This window comes from Paenibacillus sp. PDC88 (assembly GCF_900106725.1).
Lineage (GTDB): Bacteria > Bacillota > Bacilli > Paenibacillales > Paenibacillaceae > Paenibacillus > Paenibacillus shunpengii.
Genome location: NZ_FNNT01000001.1, coordinates 331,867 through 346,518 on the forward strand (window position 1 = coordinate 331,867; position 14,652 = coordinate 346,518).

Annotated in this window: 17 protein-coding genes and 1 pseudogene; 6 read left to right on the forward strand and 12 right to left on the reverse strand. The window is 42.8% G+C overall.

Annotation, left to right across the window (positions count from 1 at the left end; translation table 11 throughout):
* Positions 1 to 30 precede the first annotated feature (30 nt).
* From BLW49_RS01365 to BLW49_RS01400, 9 genes are all read right to left on the reverse strand, one after another.
* Positions 31 to 396, reverse strand: coding sequence for an MmcQ/YjbR family DNA-binding protein (locus BLW49_RS01365; protein ID WP_090722806.1), 366 nt, complete (start codon positions 394 to 396; stop codon positions 31 to 33).
* Positions 397 to 493: 97 nt separating this feature from the next.
* Complete coding sequence (locus BLW49_RS01370; protein WP_256209532.1) at positions 494 to 1,084, reverse strand: histidine phosphatase family protein; 591 nt, start codon at positions 1,082 to 1,084, stop codon at positions 494 to 496.
* A gap of 46 nt (positions 1,085 to 1,130) precedes the next feature.
* Entirely contained in the window at positions 1,131 to 1,286 is a 156-nt protein-coding gene (locus BLW49_RS28650) for a hypothetical protein (RefSeq protein ID WP_177178613.1), read from the reverse strand.
* A gap of 41 nt (positions 1,287 to 1,327) precedes the next feature.
* Positions 1,328 to 1,867: a GNAT family N-acetyltransferase gene (locus tag BLW49_RS01375; RefSeq protein WP_090722809.1), complete on the reverse strand. Its 540-nt coding sequence runs from the start codon at positions 1,865 to 1,867 to the stop codon at positions 1,328 to 1,330.
* A 14-nt stretch (positions 1,868 to 1,881) separates the two neighbouring features.
* The gene (locus tag BLW49_RS01380) at positions 1,882 to 2,637 is read right to left on the reverse strand and encodes a class I SAM-dependent methyltransferase (protein WP_090722810.1); all 756 of its coding nucleotides are present in this window, start codon (positions 2,635 to 2,637) and stop codon (positions 1,882 to 1,884) included.
* A gap of 109 nt (positions 2,638 to 2,746) precedes the next feature.
* Positions 2,747 to 3,256, reverse strand: a complete 510-nt coding sequence (locus BLW49_RS01385) for a GNAT family N-acetyltransferase (RefSeq protein ID WP_090722813.1) — start codon at positions 3,254 to 3,256, stop codon at positions 2,747 to 2,749.
* Between the two features lie 14 nt (positions 3,257 to 3,270).
* Positions 3,271 to 3,987 (reverse strand): AAA family ATPase, encoded by a 717-nt coding sequence (locus tag BLW49_RS01390; RefSeq protein ID WP_090722815.1) that lies wholly within the window; start codon positions 3,985 to 3,987, stop codon positions 3,271 to 3,273.
* A 128-nt stretch (positions 3,988 to 4,115) separates the two neighbouring features.
* Positions 4,116 to 4,646: a GNAT family N-acetyltransferase gene (locus BLW49_RS01395; RefSeq protein ID WP_090722818.1), complete on the reverse strand. Its 531-nt coding sequence runs from the start codon at positions 4,644 to 4,646 to the stop codon at positions 4,116 to 4,118.
* Positions 4,647 to 4,796: 150 nt separating this feature from the next.
* Positions 4,797 to 5,318, reverse strand: coding sequence for a DEAD/DEAH box helicase family protein (locus tag BLW49_RS01400; RefSeq protein WP_090722820.1), 522 nt, complete (start codon positions 5,316 to 5,318; stop codon positions 4,797 to 4,799).
* A 509-nt stretch (positions 5,319 to 5,827) separates the two neighbouring features.
* On the opposite strand from BLW49_RS01400, the gene istA reads away from it, so the two are divergent.
* The 6 genes and pseudogenes from istA to BLW49_RS01430 form a co-directional block, all read left to right on the forward strand.
* Positions 5,828 to 7,423 carry an IS21 family transposase gene (istA, locus tag BLW49_RS01405; RefSeq protein ID WP_036174221.1) on the forward strand — a complete coding sequence of 532 codons (1,596 nt, stop codon included), beginning with the start codon at positions 5,828 to 5,830 and terminating at the stop codon, positions 7,421 to 7,423.
* Positions 7,408 to 8,163, forward strand: a complete 756-nt coding sequence (gene istB, locus BLW49_RS01410) for an IS21-like element helper ATPase IstB (RefSeq protein WP_036174224.1) — start codon at positions 7,408 to 7,410, stop codon at positions 8,161 to 8,163. Before istA ends, istB begins: the two co-directional genes overlap by 16 nt.
* A gap of 448 nt (positions 8,164 to 8,611) precedes the next feature.
* Positions 8,612 to 9,475, forward strand: coding sequence for an SDR family oxidoreductase (locus BLW49_RS01415; RefSeq protein ID WP_090722827.1), 864 nt, complete (start codon positions 8,612 to 8,614; stop codon positions 9,473 to 9,475).
* Positions 9,476 to 9,714: 239 nt separating this feature from the next.
* The gene (locus BLW49_RS01420; protein ID WP_003725286.1) at positions 9,715 to 10,224 is read left to right on the forward strand and encodes a hypothetical protein; all 510 of its coding nucleotides are present in this window, start codon (positions 9,715 to 9,717) and stop codon (positions 10,222 to 10,224) included.
* Between the two features lie 70 nt (positions 10,225 to 10,294).
* On the forward strand, positions 10,295 to 10,483 hold the full coding sequence (locus BLW49_RS01425) for a hypothetical protein (protein ID WP_003750115.1): 189 nt from the start codon (positions 10,295 to 10,297) through the stop codon (positions 10,481 to 10,483).
* Positions 10,484 to 11,323: pseudogene (locus tag BLW49_RS01430) on the forward strand (AAA family ATPase); the annotation flags it as partial.
* Between the two features lie 29 nt (positions 11,324 to 11,352).
* Here the strand turns inward: BLW49_RS01430 and BLW49_RS01435 are convergent.
* From BLW49_RS01435 to BLW49_RS01445, 3 genes are all read right to left on the reverse strand, one after another.
* Positions 11,353 to 12,432 carry an ISL3 family transposase gene (locus tag BLW49_RS01435; protein WP_256209533.1) on the reverse strand — a complete coding sequence of 360 codons (1,080 nt, stop codon included), beginning with the start codon at positions 12,430 to 12,432 and terminating at the stop codon, positions 11,353 to 11,355.
* A gap of 89 nt (positions 12,433 to 12,521) precedes the next feature.
* Positions 12,522 to 13,982, reverse strand: a complete 1,461-nt coding sequence (locus BLW49_RS01440; protein WP_090722832.1) for a glycosyl hydrolase — start codon at positions 13,980 to 13,982, stop codon at positions 12,522 to 12,524.
* A gap of 150 nt (positions 13,983 to 14,132) precedes the next feature.
* Entirely contained in the window at positions 14,133 to 14,588 is a 456-nt protein-coding gene (locus BLW49_RS01445) for a hypothetical protein (RefSeq protein ID WP_076311012.1), read from the reverse strand.
* Positions 14,589 to 14,652: the final 64 nt, after the last annotated feature.

Below are 14,652 nucleotides of genomic sequence, written 5' to 3' on the forward strand. Positions count from 1 at the left end.
GAGCCAGATCACTAGTCTAATCTATAAATATTACTTACCCAAACGATATTGAATTGCTTCACGCTGCTTCTTCGTCAAGCTCTTAAATACCAAGTCGTAGGCATGATCGATCATCGGCAGAATATCCTCTGCTCCAAGGTCTTGGTCCAGGTATACCGTGTTCCAGTGCTTTTTGTTAAGATGATAACCCGGCACGACCGCCTGATGCTGTTCACGCAGATTCACGGCTATGAGCGGATCGCATTTGAGCGATATGCTGAGCGGTTCCTTATCCTTATTCAGGGAAATCAAGGCAAACATTTTCCCCTCAATTTTGGCTACAAGGGTATCCGCCCCGAACGGATAGTCCTCCTTGGCAGCCTTTTTGGCCAAACAATAGGAAACGATTGAATTCACTTCAGAACTCTCCTTAGTACGTATTCAGTCAGAAATAATATGTATTACATCAAAGGTACTGCAATCCCTCGCTCTCCCTCTGACCACTTGTCTCGTATCATCCTGTTACTTTCTCCCACAAGCACTCTACCTGAACAAGCCGATTGCCTTCAAATTCTAACCGATAGATGTCAGGCTTCGTGGTTCCTGCCCAGAAATCATAGCCATACTGTGAATCGTAATAATTCATAATAGCCACCATGATATTGCCATGTGTACCGAGAATAATACTCTTCTCCGCATAGTCTGCTAGAATTTGTTCAATGATGGGAATAGCACGCTGCTGTGTTTGCCTTGTCGATTCTCCGCCTTCCAGCGCATAATCCGGATCTTCAAACGAAGCTTGAATCGCTCTCTCCAGCACTTCCCAGTCTGATCTATGATGAGGTCCTTCTATCATTCTTTCCTTAAGTTCCTCATGGAGTACAACCTCTAAACCCTTGGATTTCGCAATAGGATTAACCGTCTCAACGGCACGAACGTATGGACTGGATATAATCAGGTGCACCGGTATGGAAGCAAATATATGAGCAAGCTCCTGTGCATGTGCCGCTCCTTTGTCAGACAAGCCTCTTGTACGCTCTTCTCCAAATTTAAACGGGGATTCCGCGTGCCTTACCATATATAATATCGTTCTACCTGTACTCACTGATATGATTCCCCCTGATCTATAGAATATATCGTATAACAATGTCTTAATTCTTACTCCATGCTACAATAATCAGCGTCGCAAGCGGTCCTAGTAACAATGAGAGCAAGAACCAATTCAAACCACTTCGATTCTTGCCTTGTGCCAAACCTGCATTAATGAGGGCGAGCGTTCCCCATCCGATGTAATAACCATTGTCCATAAGATTGCCCTCCCCACAAAAAGGTGTTTCTGCTCAAGTCATTAACTTGTGTATTCAATAAGCCAGCAGTCCCTGTAGGAACCTTCGTGCCATTCGTGATTTGGAAGAAGCTTTACTTGACGAAAGCCGCATTTCTCATAGACTCTTAATGCTCTCGTATTCCAGGCTTGAGGATCCATAACGATCCGTTCTGCATCCAGCTTGTCCGTTAAATACTGAACCGTCATCTTAATTACCTGGGTGCCAATTCCCTGGTTCCAAAATTCAGGCTCTCCAATAAATTGATCCATCCCATATATCTTATCTTTCACTGAAGTATAGCCATACTCTTCTCGTTCTGTCTGATCAATCTCATAAAACTGTAGATATCCGATATCTATATTGGCATATTGAATGATACAGCCTTCAATCCCATCTCTATTCACATAGAAATGCTGCTGAACTTGAAGTTCATCATGTACATGATCTCTTCCCTCATAGTACTCAAGGACAACGGGATCGGACAGCCATTTGAGGAGCAAATCCTTGTCTTCAGAAGCAAGCATTCTTAAGCTCACTCCATTATTTTCGCATAGCTTCATGCACGGATGTCCCCCTATACTTCTCCCCAGAAGATTTGTGTCGTATATTCGAAATACACTTGTCCTTCCTGTTGATAGGAATCAAACAGCTCCAGCAGCGCGTTCATCATAGGCTCATAATTAGGGTGGCCTGGCGGTGGGCTGTAGGAGGAAGATTGTAATCTGCCGCTTAACCCTTCATAGTCAAAGATTTGCCGATTAGGAAATTCAACCTCATGCAGCTCTCCATTCTTAAAAAAAGAACGCAGCATATCCGAAGTGATATTGGTATGCTTTACTTCATTGTAATCCGTTCCATAGGTATGAAGCAGCTCATCATATTTGACCAGGAAAGGCGTACCTTCGGTAAGTCTTGAATTCCATATCAGGATCACCTTCCCTTCTGGCTTCAGAATACGCTTAAACTCCTCTTTTGCTAAGCGCTGATCAAACCAATGAAATGACTGTGCGCAAACGATATAATCAACCGACTGAGCTTGTAAGCCCGTCTCTTCCGCAGGGCTTGACTGTACTCTGAATTGGGCGTTGCCTGACAGCCTTGATTCTGCTGCCAGCCGCATTTCCATGTTTGGCTCGACCGCAATCACTGTACTCCCTCTGGCCAGCAGCAGCTCTGACATAATCCCCGTCCCCGCACCGATATCGGCAATGGTACTTGCTGGCTTCAGCCCTATAGTTCCGTACATATAATCGATGGCTTCCACCGGATAGCTTGGACGATATTTTACATAAGAATCTACCCGATCTGAGAAACGTTCTTTATTATTCATTTGATCAGCCACTTCCTTTCCTATTAATAAGTAGAACTGCCTCTTTCTTATACCGAGGCTGTACATTCTATTATAACTTCCATATCTGGAAGATGATAGATTACCAGTGTCAGACCATTTTGGCCATATACAATTCATCTGCATACTGTCCATCCACGAGCAGTGAATGACGTTTCTTGCCCTCCATTTCAAACCCCATCTTGTGGTACAAGGCAATCGCAGCTTCATTATGAGCCATCACCGTCAGCTCAATCCGGTGAATCCTGCGCAGCCTGCACCATTCCTCCATCGCGTGAAAGAGCTTCGTACCGACACCTTGACCGGTGTATTGCTGTAAAATGCCAATGACCATGTACACGACGTGCTTCTTACGCTGCAGCTCAGAACCTATAATACCAAGCTGTCCGATCACACTGCCTTCTTCATTCACAGCTAATAGCAATGTAGAGTGCCCTGATTCCAGCATCCCCTTAATTCGCTTCGTCTGGGACTCGATCGTAGCAAGTCTTTCCCCCGGTTCATACAGCATGAACTTCGTTTCCCGGTCCAGCTCCAGGTTCAACCTGAGCAGCTGCTCTGCATCTTGTACCTGTACCTCTCTAATCTGTATATTCTCCATATGTAGTCCCCCCTCTAATCATCACTGAACAACTCATTCAATATCTGTTTTTTATTCTCCAAAAATCTTCTTGTCACTTGATAATGCTCCGTATCTTCATATGCAATCGGACGGATCGGCGTTTGATCAAAGCTGAAAATATCCGCATCTGGATATCCCAGCAATATCGGTGAATGCGTTGCGATGATGAACTGAGCATGCTCTCTTAAGTCATAGATCACTCTAAGCAGTGACAGCTGTCTCGTTGGTGACAAAGCAGCCTCGGGCTCATCCAGCAAATATATTGCCCTTTGGCTTCCGAACCGATGAACAAATAAGCTGAGGAAGGATTCCCCATGAGACTGATGATGCAGTGATTTGCCTCCATAATATGGCAAGTGCTCAGGATCAGAATCGATGTGGGAGGCGAATTGATAGAAGGACTCTGCCCGCAGGAAGAATCCCTTCGTAATTTTGGGCATCCATGACAGTCTAATGTAGTCTCCTAAGGCAGATTCCGAGGCTTCTACATCATACAGATTATTTCTCCCTCCGCCAGCTGTATGAAATCCACATTGATAAGCAATGGCTTCAAGCAGCGTTGATTTGCCAGAACCATTTTCACCCACAAAAAATGAAACCGGCTTGCGAAATTGGATTTCCTCCATACTATGAATGGAAGGTATTGAAAAAGGATACGCTTCTCTGTTCTCGATTTTATCATGAAGCATGAGAACTCTTTTTAAATACATCTTCATCCTCCTCAGAACACGAATTTGGTGATATATTTCGCAACGAATCCTCCGGATTACAGATACAATAAAAAAGACCGTAGCCTAAACTGCTAATACGGTCCTGACAAGTATGTAATTCATTTCTATCATTTAGGAGCAGCATTACCCAATTCTTTTACGAAATAGAGCAGTAAATCATCATTGACCTCCACCTGGTCACCTAGAGCTACTTCCCGATTATGATTCATCAGACCATTGCCATCTGGAATATAACCTCTCTTGCAATAGATACGCTGAGCAGCACCAAAATCCTTATAAAGCCCCATGCCAATCCCAATACTGTCATAGGAGTTATAGGCTGCTATACTTTCAAATTCTTCGATCAGCTGATTACCGATCCCTCTTCTCCGGAATTCAGGAAAAATGTTCACATCATTAATTTCTGGTATACCTTGTGCTCTAAAATACAAATAGTCTGATTCAAACTTCAAATGTGCGCACCCAGCAAGGATTTGTTCTTCCAGGTACACAAGAAGTGTGACCCTAAGGCCGATTTTGTTCTCATGCAGACATTGTTCATAGAATGAGTCAGCACGTACGATTTTGTGGCGCTCAAAAGCTTTTTTCCATTGCTCGAGTGTTTTCTCTGAATCAAGTCTCTCAAGAATCATTGACATAATCAACCTCACAATCAGAATTTAAAGCTGTACAGAAGCTGTCATTATTATAGATTATATGCCTTTTTCAATAGTGTTGCTATACTAAAAAAACAAACGATAGCGGAGCGCTACCGTTTGCTTCATATGCTGGATTAATCCAAGCATTTACTAAGTGTATGCGCGAATTTCTAACGGATAACGTGAACTCCAGTAATTCCTTACCCACTTGCGAATCAGCTTACCAGCTTCTTCGGGAGAGTAAGCAGTTGTGTCCATTGTCGATATGGGAGGACTGAACGAGAAACTATCACTGCTCAGCAGCCGATGTGCGAGTCTAGTGTTGCTCCATATCATCTCTTGAGTGGCTCCACGATCCCTAAGTCTATGGTCTCTCACTTCATCACTGCAATGCAGATTCATAAAATAGACCTGGCTGAACAGTTCTCTGTATCCGCTCTCGATTACATCCTCCGGGGTCAAGGTACCTACAATCACCGTGCCCCGATCACTCATTGAAATTTGATGAGCCATTTGCAGGACAGGTCCTAATGACAAAGAAGAATCCAAGCTCTCTTCCGGATGCAGGTCAAGAACTACAAACTCAGGAAGTAAACTTCGCAGATAAGGAACAACCGATGATTTTCCTACACAGCTTGCGCCTGTTACGATAAATAAGGGGGTCTTAGGCATATATCGCATCTCCTCTACTTTGAAATGAAACCGTTTGCCAAAAATAATGAGAGGGCTTACAAAAATCTTATACCTAAGGTTAACACATTTTCGCCCCGGATAGAAACGCTAAAGTTCATCAATTTGTAACGAAAAGACTCTTTTTATCCATGGTTTTGTGATTTTTCTCGCTGTTTGAGCCCGGCAATAAAAATCAAAGCTCATTTAAATGATGGTTTATGAAATTTGCTCTGCTAATCCAATTAGTAATTATAAACAAAAAGGGAGAGATTTAAAATGGGTTTAGACATGTATTTGGAGTCCATGCCAAAAGTGAAAGGATATTCTTTTGAGCAACTCATCGAATTGGACAATAAAATATGTGAGTTTGATAGTTTAAACTCCATGTATTGTGAATGCTAAATTAGAATTAACAAAAATCGCTGGATAACAGTGAACACTATTTACCATAACATTCCTCTCCCAGTATCATATCACTGGAAACATCAAAACAGTTGGGAGAGGAAAATATGAATAAAATGGAAAGGTGGAACATGTACCTAGAGATTCAACAGCTAAAGAAACTGGGACTTAACAAATCGCAAATTGCCAGACGATTGGGGATTAGCCGCAATACAGTTTACAAATATATCAATATGACACCTGAAGAATTTGAAGATATGTTGGAGCACATGGAAGTGAGACAAAAGAAATTAGACTGTATCAAAGAGAAGCTCATCACCTGGTTGAAACAGTATCCCGACATTTCAAGTGCACAGATCCATGATTGGATTAAGGAGAGATATCCTGACCTTACGGTCGGTGAAAGTACCGTCAGGTGCTATGTTAGTCAACTGAGAAAGGAGTATAGTATTCCAAAAATAAAGGTGACCCGGCAATATGAAGCGGTTGAAGACCCGCCTATGGGACAACAAATGCAAGTTGACTTTGGTCAGGTCACCGTCAGAAATACGTTTCATCAACCTCAGAAACTGTGGTTTATGGCTTGCGTATTATCCCATTCCCGTTACAAATTTGTGTATTGGCTGGACCGTCCCTTTACAACAGCAGATGTCATTCAGGCTCATGAACAAGCTTTCGTCTTTTACGGCGGTCTTCCTCAAGAAATTGTTTATGATCAAGACCATCTCATCTTAGTGAGTGAAAATGGTGGAGATCTTATTTACACAAAAGAATTTGCCAATTATCTGAAGCACAGGGCATTTAAGGTTCGCATGTGCCGCAAAGGCGACCCGGAAAGCAAAGGAAAAGTGGAAAACGTTGTTGGCTATGTGAAAAAGAACTTTGCCCGTCACCGGACCTATTACAATCTGGCCCAATGGAGTGAAGACTGTCTGGCCTGGCTTGAGCGAACAGGCAATGGCAAAGTGCATCAGACAACCAAAAAAATACCGGCCGAAGTGTTCCAACAGGAACGCCTTTACCTTCGCCCGGTCCAAGAAAAATATCATCTCAATGAAGCCAAGGCCAGTATAACAAGAGTTGTCCGAAAAGACAATACCATTCTTTATGCCGGGAACCGCTATTCGGTCCCTCTAGGGACCTATGATGACAAGGGTAAAAGCGTTGGACTAAAGATTCAAGACGATACCCTGACCATCTACGACTGGGAAACAGGAGAGGTACTTGCCCAACACGCGATTTGCCACGAAAAAGGCAAGTTGATTCAAAATACGAATCATAAAAGGGACCGCAGCAAAGGGATTCAAGCGTTAATGCAACAAGTGGCCGGGCGTTTTCCAGAACCGGATCAAGCCACCCTCTTTTTGAAAGAAATCTATCAGCGGAAGCAGCGTTATATGAGAGATCAATTGCAAAAGATACAGGAAGTCATGAACAAAGCCAACCCTCATTCTGGAGTGATTGGACAAGCTTTAGCCTACTGTCTGACATACCAACTGTACAGTGCAGCAGCCTTCAGCGATGCAGTGCAACATTTTATGCAACAAGCACAGAGACAACAAGCACACCAGCATGAACATCAACCTGAGATCAAACCCACCGTGCTCGGACATCAATCACACTCGCAAGTGAAAGCAGAAATTCGAGATCCTCAAGTTTACATTCGTATCCTGGAGGGAGAGAGCCTATGTCAGAAAGCTTAGTGCAATTGAAACACAGCTTGAAAACACTCAAATTGGCCTCCATCGCCGAAGTGATTGAGGAACAACTGATGGAAGCCGAAACAAATGGATTCAGTTATCAACAGTTTCTGACGAAACTGTTGGGATACGAAATACGCAAGCGGGAAGAAAAACAATTGGCCAAACGGCTCAAGTGGGCAGACTTTCCTGTCCACCAATCCCTCGATGAGTTCGACATTAGCGCCCAGCCTGCCCTAAGCCGGCAGCAATTTCAACAGTTGCGTGAACTCTTATGGATTGAACAAGTTTATAACCTCATCTTATTGGGCCCGCCAGGGGTGGGTAAAACTCACCTGGCCATTGGCTTAGGAGTAGAAGCCGTTCAGCAAGGGTACAAAGTCAGCTTTGTGACCATGGATCATTTAATCCAGTTGCTGCGTACCCAAGAAGTAACAAGAAGCGCCCAAACAAAATTGAAAAGAATCACTCAGTCAGATCTTGTCATCATTGATGATTTGATGTTTATGGCCATCAACCGGCATGAAGCCAATCTTTTCTTTCAACTCATCAACAAACTCTATGGCCAATCATCTGTGATCATCACCTCCAACAAAGGACCGGAAGATTGGGGAGAGTTATTGGGTGATCCGGCCATTACCACAGCCATTCTGGACCGGCTACTCCATAAAAGCGAGGTGATTCATCTCACCGGTGACAGTTATCGTTTGAAATACAGGAAAACCATATTTGGAAATGACTAGGTGCTCAAAATTATTTGGCGAAATTTGTTCAATTGTACTTGACGCTCACACAAAAAATCTCTATCATATATAAAAAACACGAAGCATCATAGGTTTATCTAGTTTAGGGAAAGAGAAAATAACTTTTTCATGAGTTGAACAACAGCGGCAAACTATTAAAAAGCTAAAAAGAGGAGTTGACTTGTAAAAATTTTGATTGCACGGCCTTATCTATGATAGGCGCGACAAAATGATAGGAGGCATTCACCTTGTTTAGCAGCACAGGCATAAGATTTGATTTACATTTCTGATGCAATTATAATGGTGGGCAAGAATGGCCGAAATACATAATAAACAGTCATTCCTCAATCCAGTCTTCAATTGCGGCCGCCTTCGTTTATTTTTGGCTTCCGCCACCTAGATGATGTTATTTATTCAAAAAATTTTTAGAAAAAAAGGAGAAATGATTATGTCAATTGCGGTTACAGGTGCTACTGGTCAACTCGGTGAGCTTGTGATTCAACATTTGCTCAAAAAAGTTCCCGCCAGTCAAATCATTGCCATCGTGCGTAATGTTGAAAAAGCCTCTACTCTTGCCGATCAAGGCGTGGAAGTTCGCCATGGCGACTATAATCAACCGGAATCTCTTCAAAAGGCTTTTGCAGGTGTCTCCAAGCTGCTCTTTATCTCAGGTCCGCATTATGATAATACGCTTCTTATCGTTCAACATGCAAATGTCGTAAAAGCTGCCAGAGATGCGGGAGTCAAACATATTGCTTACACAGGATATGCCTTTGCTGAGGAATCAATAATTCCCCTTGCACACGTACATTTAGCAACGGAATATGCCATCCGTACGACCAATATCCCGTATACTTTCCTGCGTAATGCCTTATATACGGACTTTTTTGTAAATGAGGGGCTGCGCGCATCCATAGAGTCTGGAGCAATTGTTACGAATGCGGGAAGCGGGATCGTTAATTCAGTAACACGCAATGAACTTGCTTTGGCTGCCGCAACGGTTCTTACAGAGGAAGGGCATGAAAACAAAACGTATAACCTTGTTTCCAATCAACCGTGGACCTTTGATGAACTTGCCCAAATTCTCTCCGAGGTTTCCGGCAAAAAAGTCGTGCATCAGCCTGTCTCATTCGAAGAAGAGAAAAATTTCCTCGTAAACGCTGGTGTCCCTGAGCCGTTTGCTGAAATTACGGCAGCGATCTATGACGCGATTTCCAAAGGAGAAGCGTCCAAAACATCAGATGATCTGCAAAAACTGATCGGATCCTTGACCCCTCTGAAGGAAACCGTAAAACAAGCCCTGAAAATGTAAGAATTGACCAAATGACATAAAATGAAAAAACAGAACATCCAATGACTGCAAACTCGTGACCTGCTTTATCTTAGTTCGAAAATAAGCCCTGTCACGCAGACAGACATTAACAGCCTGAGACCTAAAATTACATAAGGACTCAGGCTGTTTTATTTCTTTTGATCACGTTGGCGGATTTAAAAACGAAACGAGAGTATATCATCTTTTACAAAAGTAGTTGGTAGAAAGGGGAAAAATATATGTCAAGAATAGTGATTGTTGATATAGACAATTGCATTGCCAATGTTAACAAAGCACTTAAAGATAAAGGATACAGAACCGACATATATCCATCACCTGTTCCTTCACGTTTGTTTGATGACGGTTCTATTTTTAAAAATGCAGAACCTATGAAATCAGTCATTGAAAACATCGAAGGAATAATAGACGACAAAAAAGATATGTGTATGTTCCTTACTTCCCGACCAAATAAAAAACACATATCTTCTGAAATTACAAGACAATGGATTAATGAACACACACCCTTCACTTTTCCGTTTTACTTTACAGACGGAGTGCCGAAGGGTGAAGTGATTAGGAAAGTCTTTTCGGATAAAGCAATTCGTGAATATGAATGGATCATTTTTGATGATTCCCCTCACGAAATTATAAGTTATCTAAACTTGAAAAACGACATCAATGTGGATATGGAGATTTATATTCCAGCATGGGAATACAATAGCCATATTGATGTTGGAAAGAAAATATAGAGGGCAAAGAGGACAATCCACTCGGTTGTCCTCTTTATCTATTAAAAAAACAAAAAAGGAGAAGGTTTATATGGTTCAATTTTTTCAAACTCATATGGGGCAAAAATTTTATGAGCGTGATATTCCAGAAATGGTAAGAAAGCTCAATGAAATTGCTTCTGAATTAAGTCGTTCAAACGATCTGAAAGAGCGAGAATTAAAAATTAAAGAACGTGAATTAGAACTGTTGGAAACTCAAATTAGAAAGGAGAATAATTAAATGACTGATAAGTTAGTTAAAATCAGAGAAGCTTTGAACAAAAAGTATTTTGAAAGAGAAGAAGAAATTGAAGGGATGCTTATTGCTCTGCTTTCTCGCCAGCATGTCCTTTTGATTGGAGAGCCGGGCACGGGTAAATCGCTTCTATCAATGGAACTTGCAAAAATCATTGATGGAAGCAATTATTTTCAGTGGTTGCTTACCAAGTACACCACTCCCGAAGAACTGTTCGGAGCATTAAGTTTAAAAGAACTCGAACAAGGGATTCATAAGAGAAACACAAGTGGAAAATTACCAGAAGCACATTTTGTGTTTTTGGATGAAATCTTCAAGAGTAATTCAGCGATTCTGAACAGCCTTCTAACACTAATCAATGAAAGGCTATTTTATAATAATGGCACACCAATTAAAACCCCTTTAATCTCCCTTATTGGTGCTTCAAATGAATATCCAGAAGAAGATGAAGGACTTGAAGCGTTATTTGACAGGTTACTGTTAAGATATGAAGTCAAGCCAATTAGAGATAGGAACAACTTCATTTCTATGTTAAAAAATGAAGGACAGAACATAACAATGCCTTCTTTAACCATAAACGAACTAACTGATTTGCAATTTTATGCAGATATGACCAATGTACCTGACAACATATATGAAGGTATAGCTGATCTTTGCCAAGCTCTTGAAGATGAGGGAATTCAACCATCTGCAAGGCGTGTTAAAAACTCCATTAACGCACTTAAAGCAAAAGCGTTTTTGGAGGGGAGAAACACGGTTGAAGAAAAGGATATGTTGATTTTAAAGCATATTCTTTGGAATAACATCGAGGAAAGGGATACCGCAGAGCAAATAATCAAAGAACACGCACAAGATCAAGTGACCAACACGGTAGAACGAGTGAAGAAGGAAGCGAAGGACATCCTTGCTTCACTAAATATTCGTTTGACGAGTGATTTTGCGATGGCGCGAACAGCAGAACAAGGACAAAACAAATACCGATGAACCCAGGCGTTCAAACGACGTTTCGCTTGTCGCTCGTTTTGGCTTTTGGATACATAACGAAAATGTTGAAGGGATTGATAGACAGCCTGCAAGGAATCGCTCTCTTTCTGCCACTCCCGCACCGTTTGGCGTTCCTCCTCGGTGAGCTTCTCGGGGCGCTGGGTCAATAAGCGGCAAACATACCGGACATGCCCATGTTTCTTGTTCCCTTTTCCGAAGGATTTGCGGCATCGATCCAACGCTTCCGTAAACAATTGAATCACATGAAAATAATCGACCACATGCTTCGCTTCCGGACACGCCCCTTGAATCGCTTTTTTCATCGCTGGAGCCAAATCGCTCACGACATACTGAACAGAATCAGACACAGGAGCCAACACACGTCCAATGGCTTCCTCGTTCTTTCCTGCTTCAACGGCATACACTTCTCCCGTTTCGGCATCCATGATCGCCACTCCGTAATCATGCCCTTTTCGAAACGCAAACTCATCGACACAAACTGCCTTTGGTTGGATGTCATTCGATAGGAAGGAAGGGGCATGGGTATAAAACCAACGTTCCACGGTCGTGTAAGGAAGCTTGAGCATACGAGCCACCGCCTGAATGGATGTTCCGATGCAAGATTGCGCCACCCATTGCTGAAACGCATCCGTCGCTACACTTCGAGGGGAAATTCCGGGATAAGACGTGCTGAATGTCATGCCACATGTACCACAACGTCTACGCTCCACAGGGAGTTCCACCCAAAAGATGCCGATCCGTTGAGCATACCCATGCATCCATTGCTTCTTTTTGCCTGTCATTTTGATTGTACGCTTCAAGCAGACAGGACATAATGGGCATTGTTCGGGTAGAGAAAGTTCGAAAATCCAACGTTCTTCTTCTTTTCGCACCTTTTGAATCAAAACATCTGGTAAATCGATGAGTTCTTTGATAAACTGAGCGTACATGCGAATTTTCCTCCAATGGTTTGGTTTGGTCACCTTTACCATACAGGAAAATTCGCATTTTTTGTATCCTCTATTTTCCCTATGCATACCTATCTTAAAATCTCAAGTACAACTTGTGGTGAAGAGCCATTATTTTTCCAATCCGGCAGTTCATCCAGTGTAATTACATATGGACTGTTATACACCTTTGTCAAATGCTGTGTACTATTCTGAATACCATCTCGTAAGAACTCTCCAGACCAAGTCACAAACCAGCTCCAATCCGCATGGTAGGCCTGCAGCATATCCGGATCGGGAATAGGCCCATTTTCCGTCAATGCAATGATCTTGTGATCGTTCACCAGTGTCTTCAGATTCTCATAACGACTGCTTACCGGCCCATAATTCCCAGCACCTGGATAGCTGTCAACGCTGATAATATCAACATATTGATCCCCCGGATACCAATCCGGATTCTCCGAGTTCCATACCCATATGAGATTATCAAGCCCATGGAAATTCGTGAATCGGTCATACATCAGCTGGTACAGCTCTTTGGCAGGTTCCGGACCCTTGGCGCCCCACCAGAACCATCCTCCTTCCGCCTCATGCAGCGGTCTCCACAGTACCGGTATATTTTCCTGCTGAAGTCTTTTGAGCTGTACAGCAATGGCATCCATATCCCGAATGAGCAGCTGATAATCCTGGGAATCCGGGTGTGACATGGCATATTCAATGTCGAAAGTGGTTGCTTCCGTATAGAAGCCTCTCCACCATTCCTTTCCAGGTTGATCGATCAGATCTTTTGGAGCATTCCAGTGCCACGCAAAGGTGACGATACCGCCTCCGGCATCCCACTCGATCGCATGCTCAATATCCGATGATACCGTTCCCCGCTCTGTCCTTGAAGGTGAATAGTCCATCAGATCAAGACCTAATACGGCCGGCTTCTTACCAAGTGTGCTATGGATCCAATTCGCATCGGCCAGTGTTTGCTGTCCTGACAGAATGTGCTGTCCATACTCTGATTTCAAATAATTGTATAGGGACACGGCCTCACTGCTGGCATCTGGATTAATGAGAGCTGCATTGATTTGATGCGGTGGTGGATCTGAAGCTCTCTCCAGCCGTACATAGTCAATATAATACCAGCCCCAATTACTGATGAAACTGATCTCCGTCGTACCCCCTTGAAGCATGATTTTTCCTGCATCTACTTCACCAAAATTCGTTGTTTCATGAAGTGTAATCTCGCCTTGTGATGTGCCTCCCACGACAAGACTCGTATTCTTCGTTCCGTGTGGAGCCTGATAACCAATACTTAAATTGTAGAGACCTGTATCCGGTACGGTCACTTGTATACTCAGCTTATCGTTCTGCGCATCAAATCCCCCTACGTACCCGCTGCCAGAGTAGCCTTGCAATTGCGTCATTACATCAACACCTGTGAATACTCCATTCTCCGCTTCAAATATAATGGGAGCCGCCTCCATTTTCTTCATATTAGAAGGTATCATACTGCTAATCAGCAAAATACAAATAAATACTGCCCAGCTATTCTTTAAACGCATGGCTAGATCCTCCTTTCCAATGGCGATGCATTCCGTCACATCACAATCAATCCAATCCGTCAAGCAACTTAAGCGTTTATATTTTCGTTAGTCTGATCACCTCCTTATAGAGATGTGGCCGATAAGGAGTCCAAGTCATGGACTCCTTGATCAGGTCATCATTTTCTTCAATAAGGCCTGTTCAAGTCGTGGATTAACAGACAGGTTCATATAGGATTGAGGAGGATTAAACGCATAGCCCCCCTTAAGCAGCTCGAGCGACATGGGCGCAAATTCGATACAGGATAAGATAGGAATGGCATATCCATGAGACACACCGCTGAAATATTCACGAAGCTCCGCCCCTGATCCTCGCTCATGTCCCTCTGCAATAGATACGAGTGTGTCGATATCCTCCTGGATCGGCATTCCAAATTCAATAAAAGCTTTAATTTGTTTCACAGGAGAGGATACATATATGAATGCCGCTGCAGGCTCTTTTATAAACCTTCGACGAAATTCAATCGTTTTCTTGCCTTCTTTGATTTGCTGGTAAGGCTCAGGCTGTAAACTCAAAATAATCTGACGTTTAGGCAGATCCAATAACAGCTGTAATTGTTCATTCATCTCGTCAGCACGCTCCTTTGTCTGTTTCCAACTGAATATTTTCGCTAAAAACAGACTGAACCCT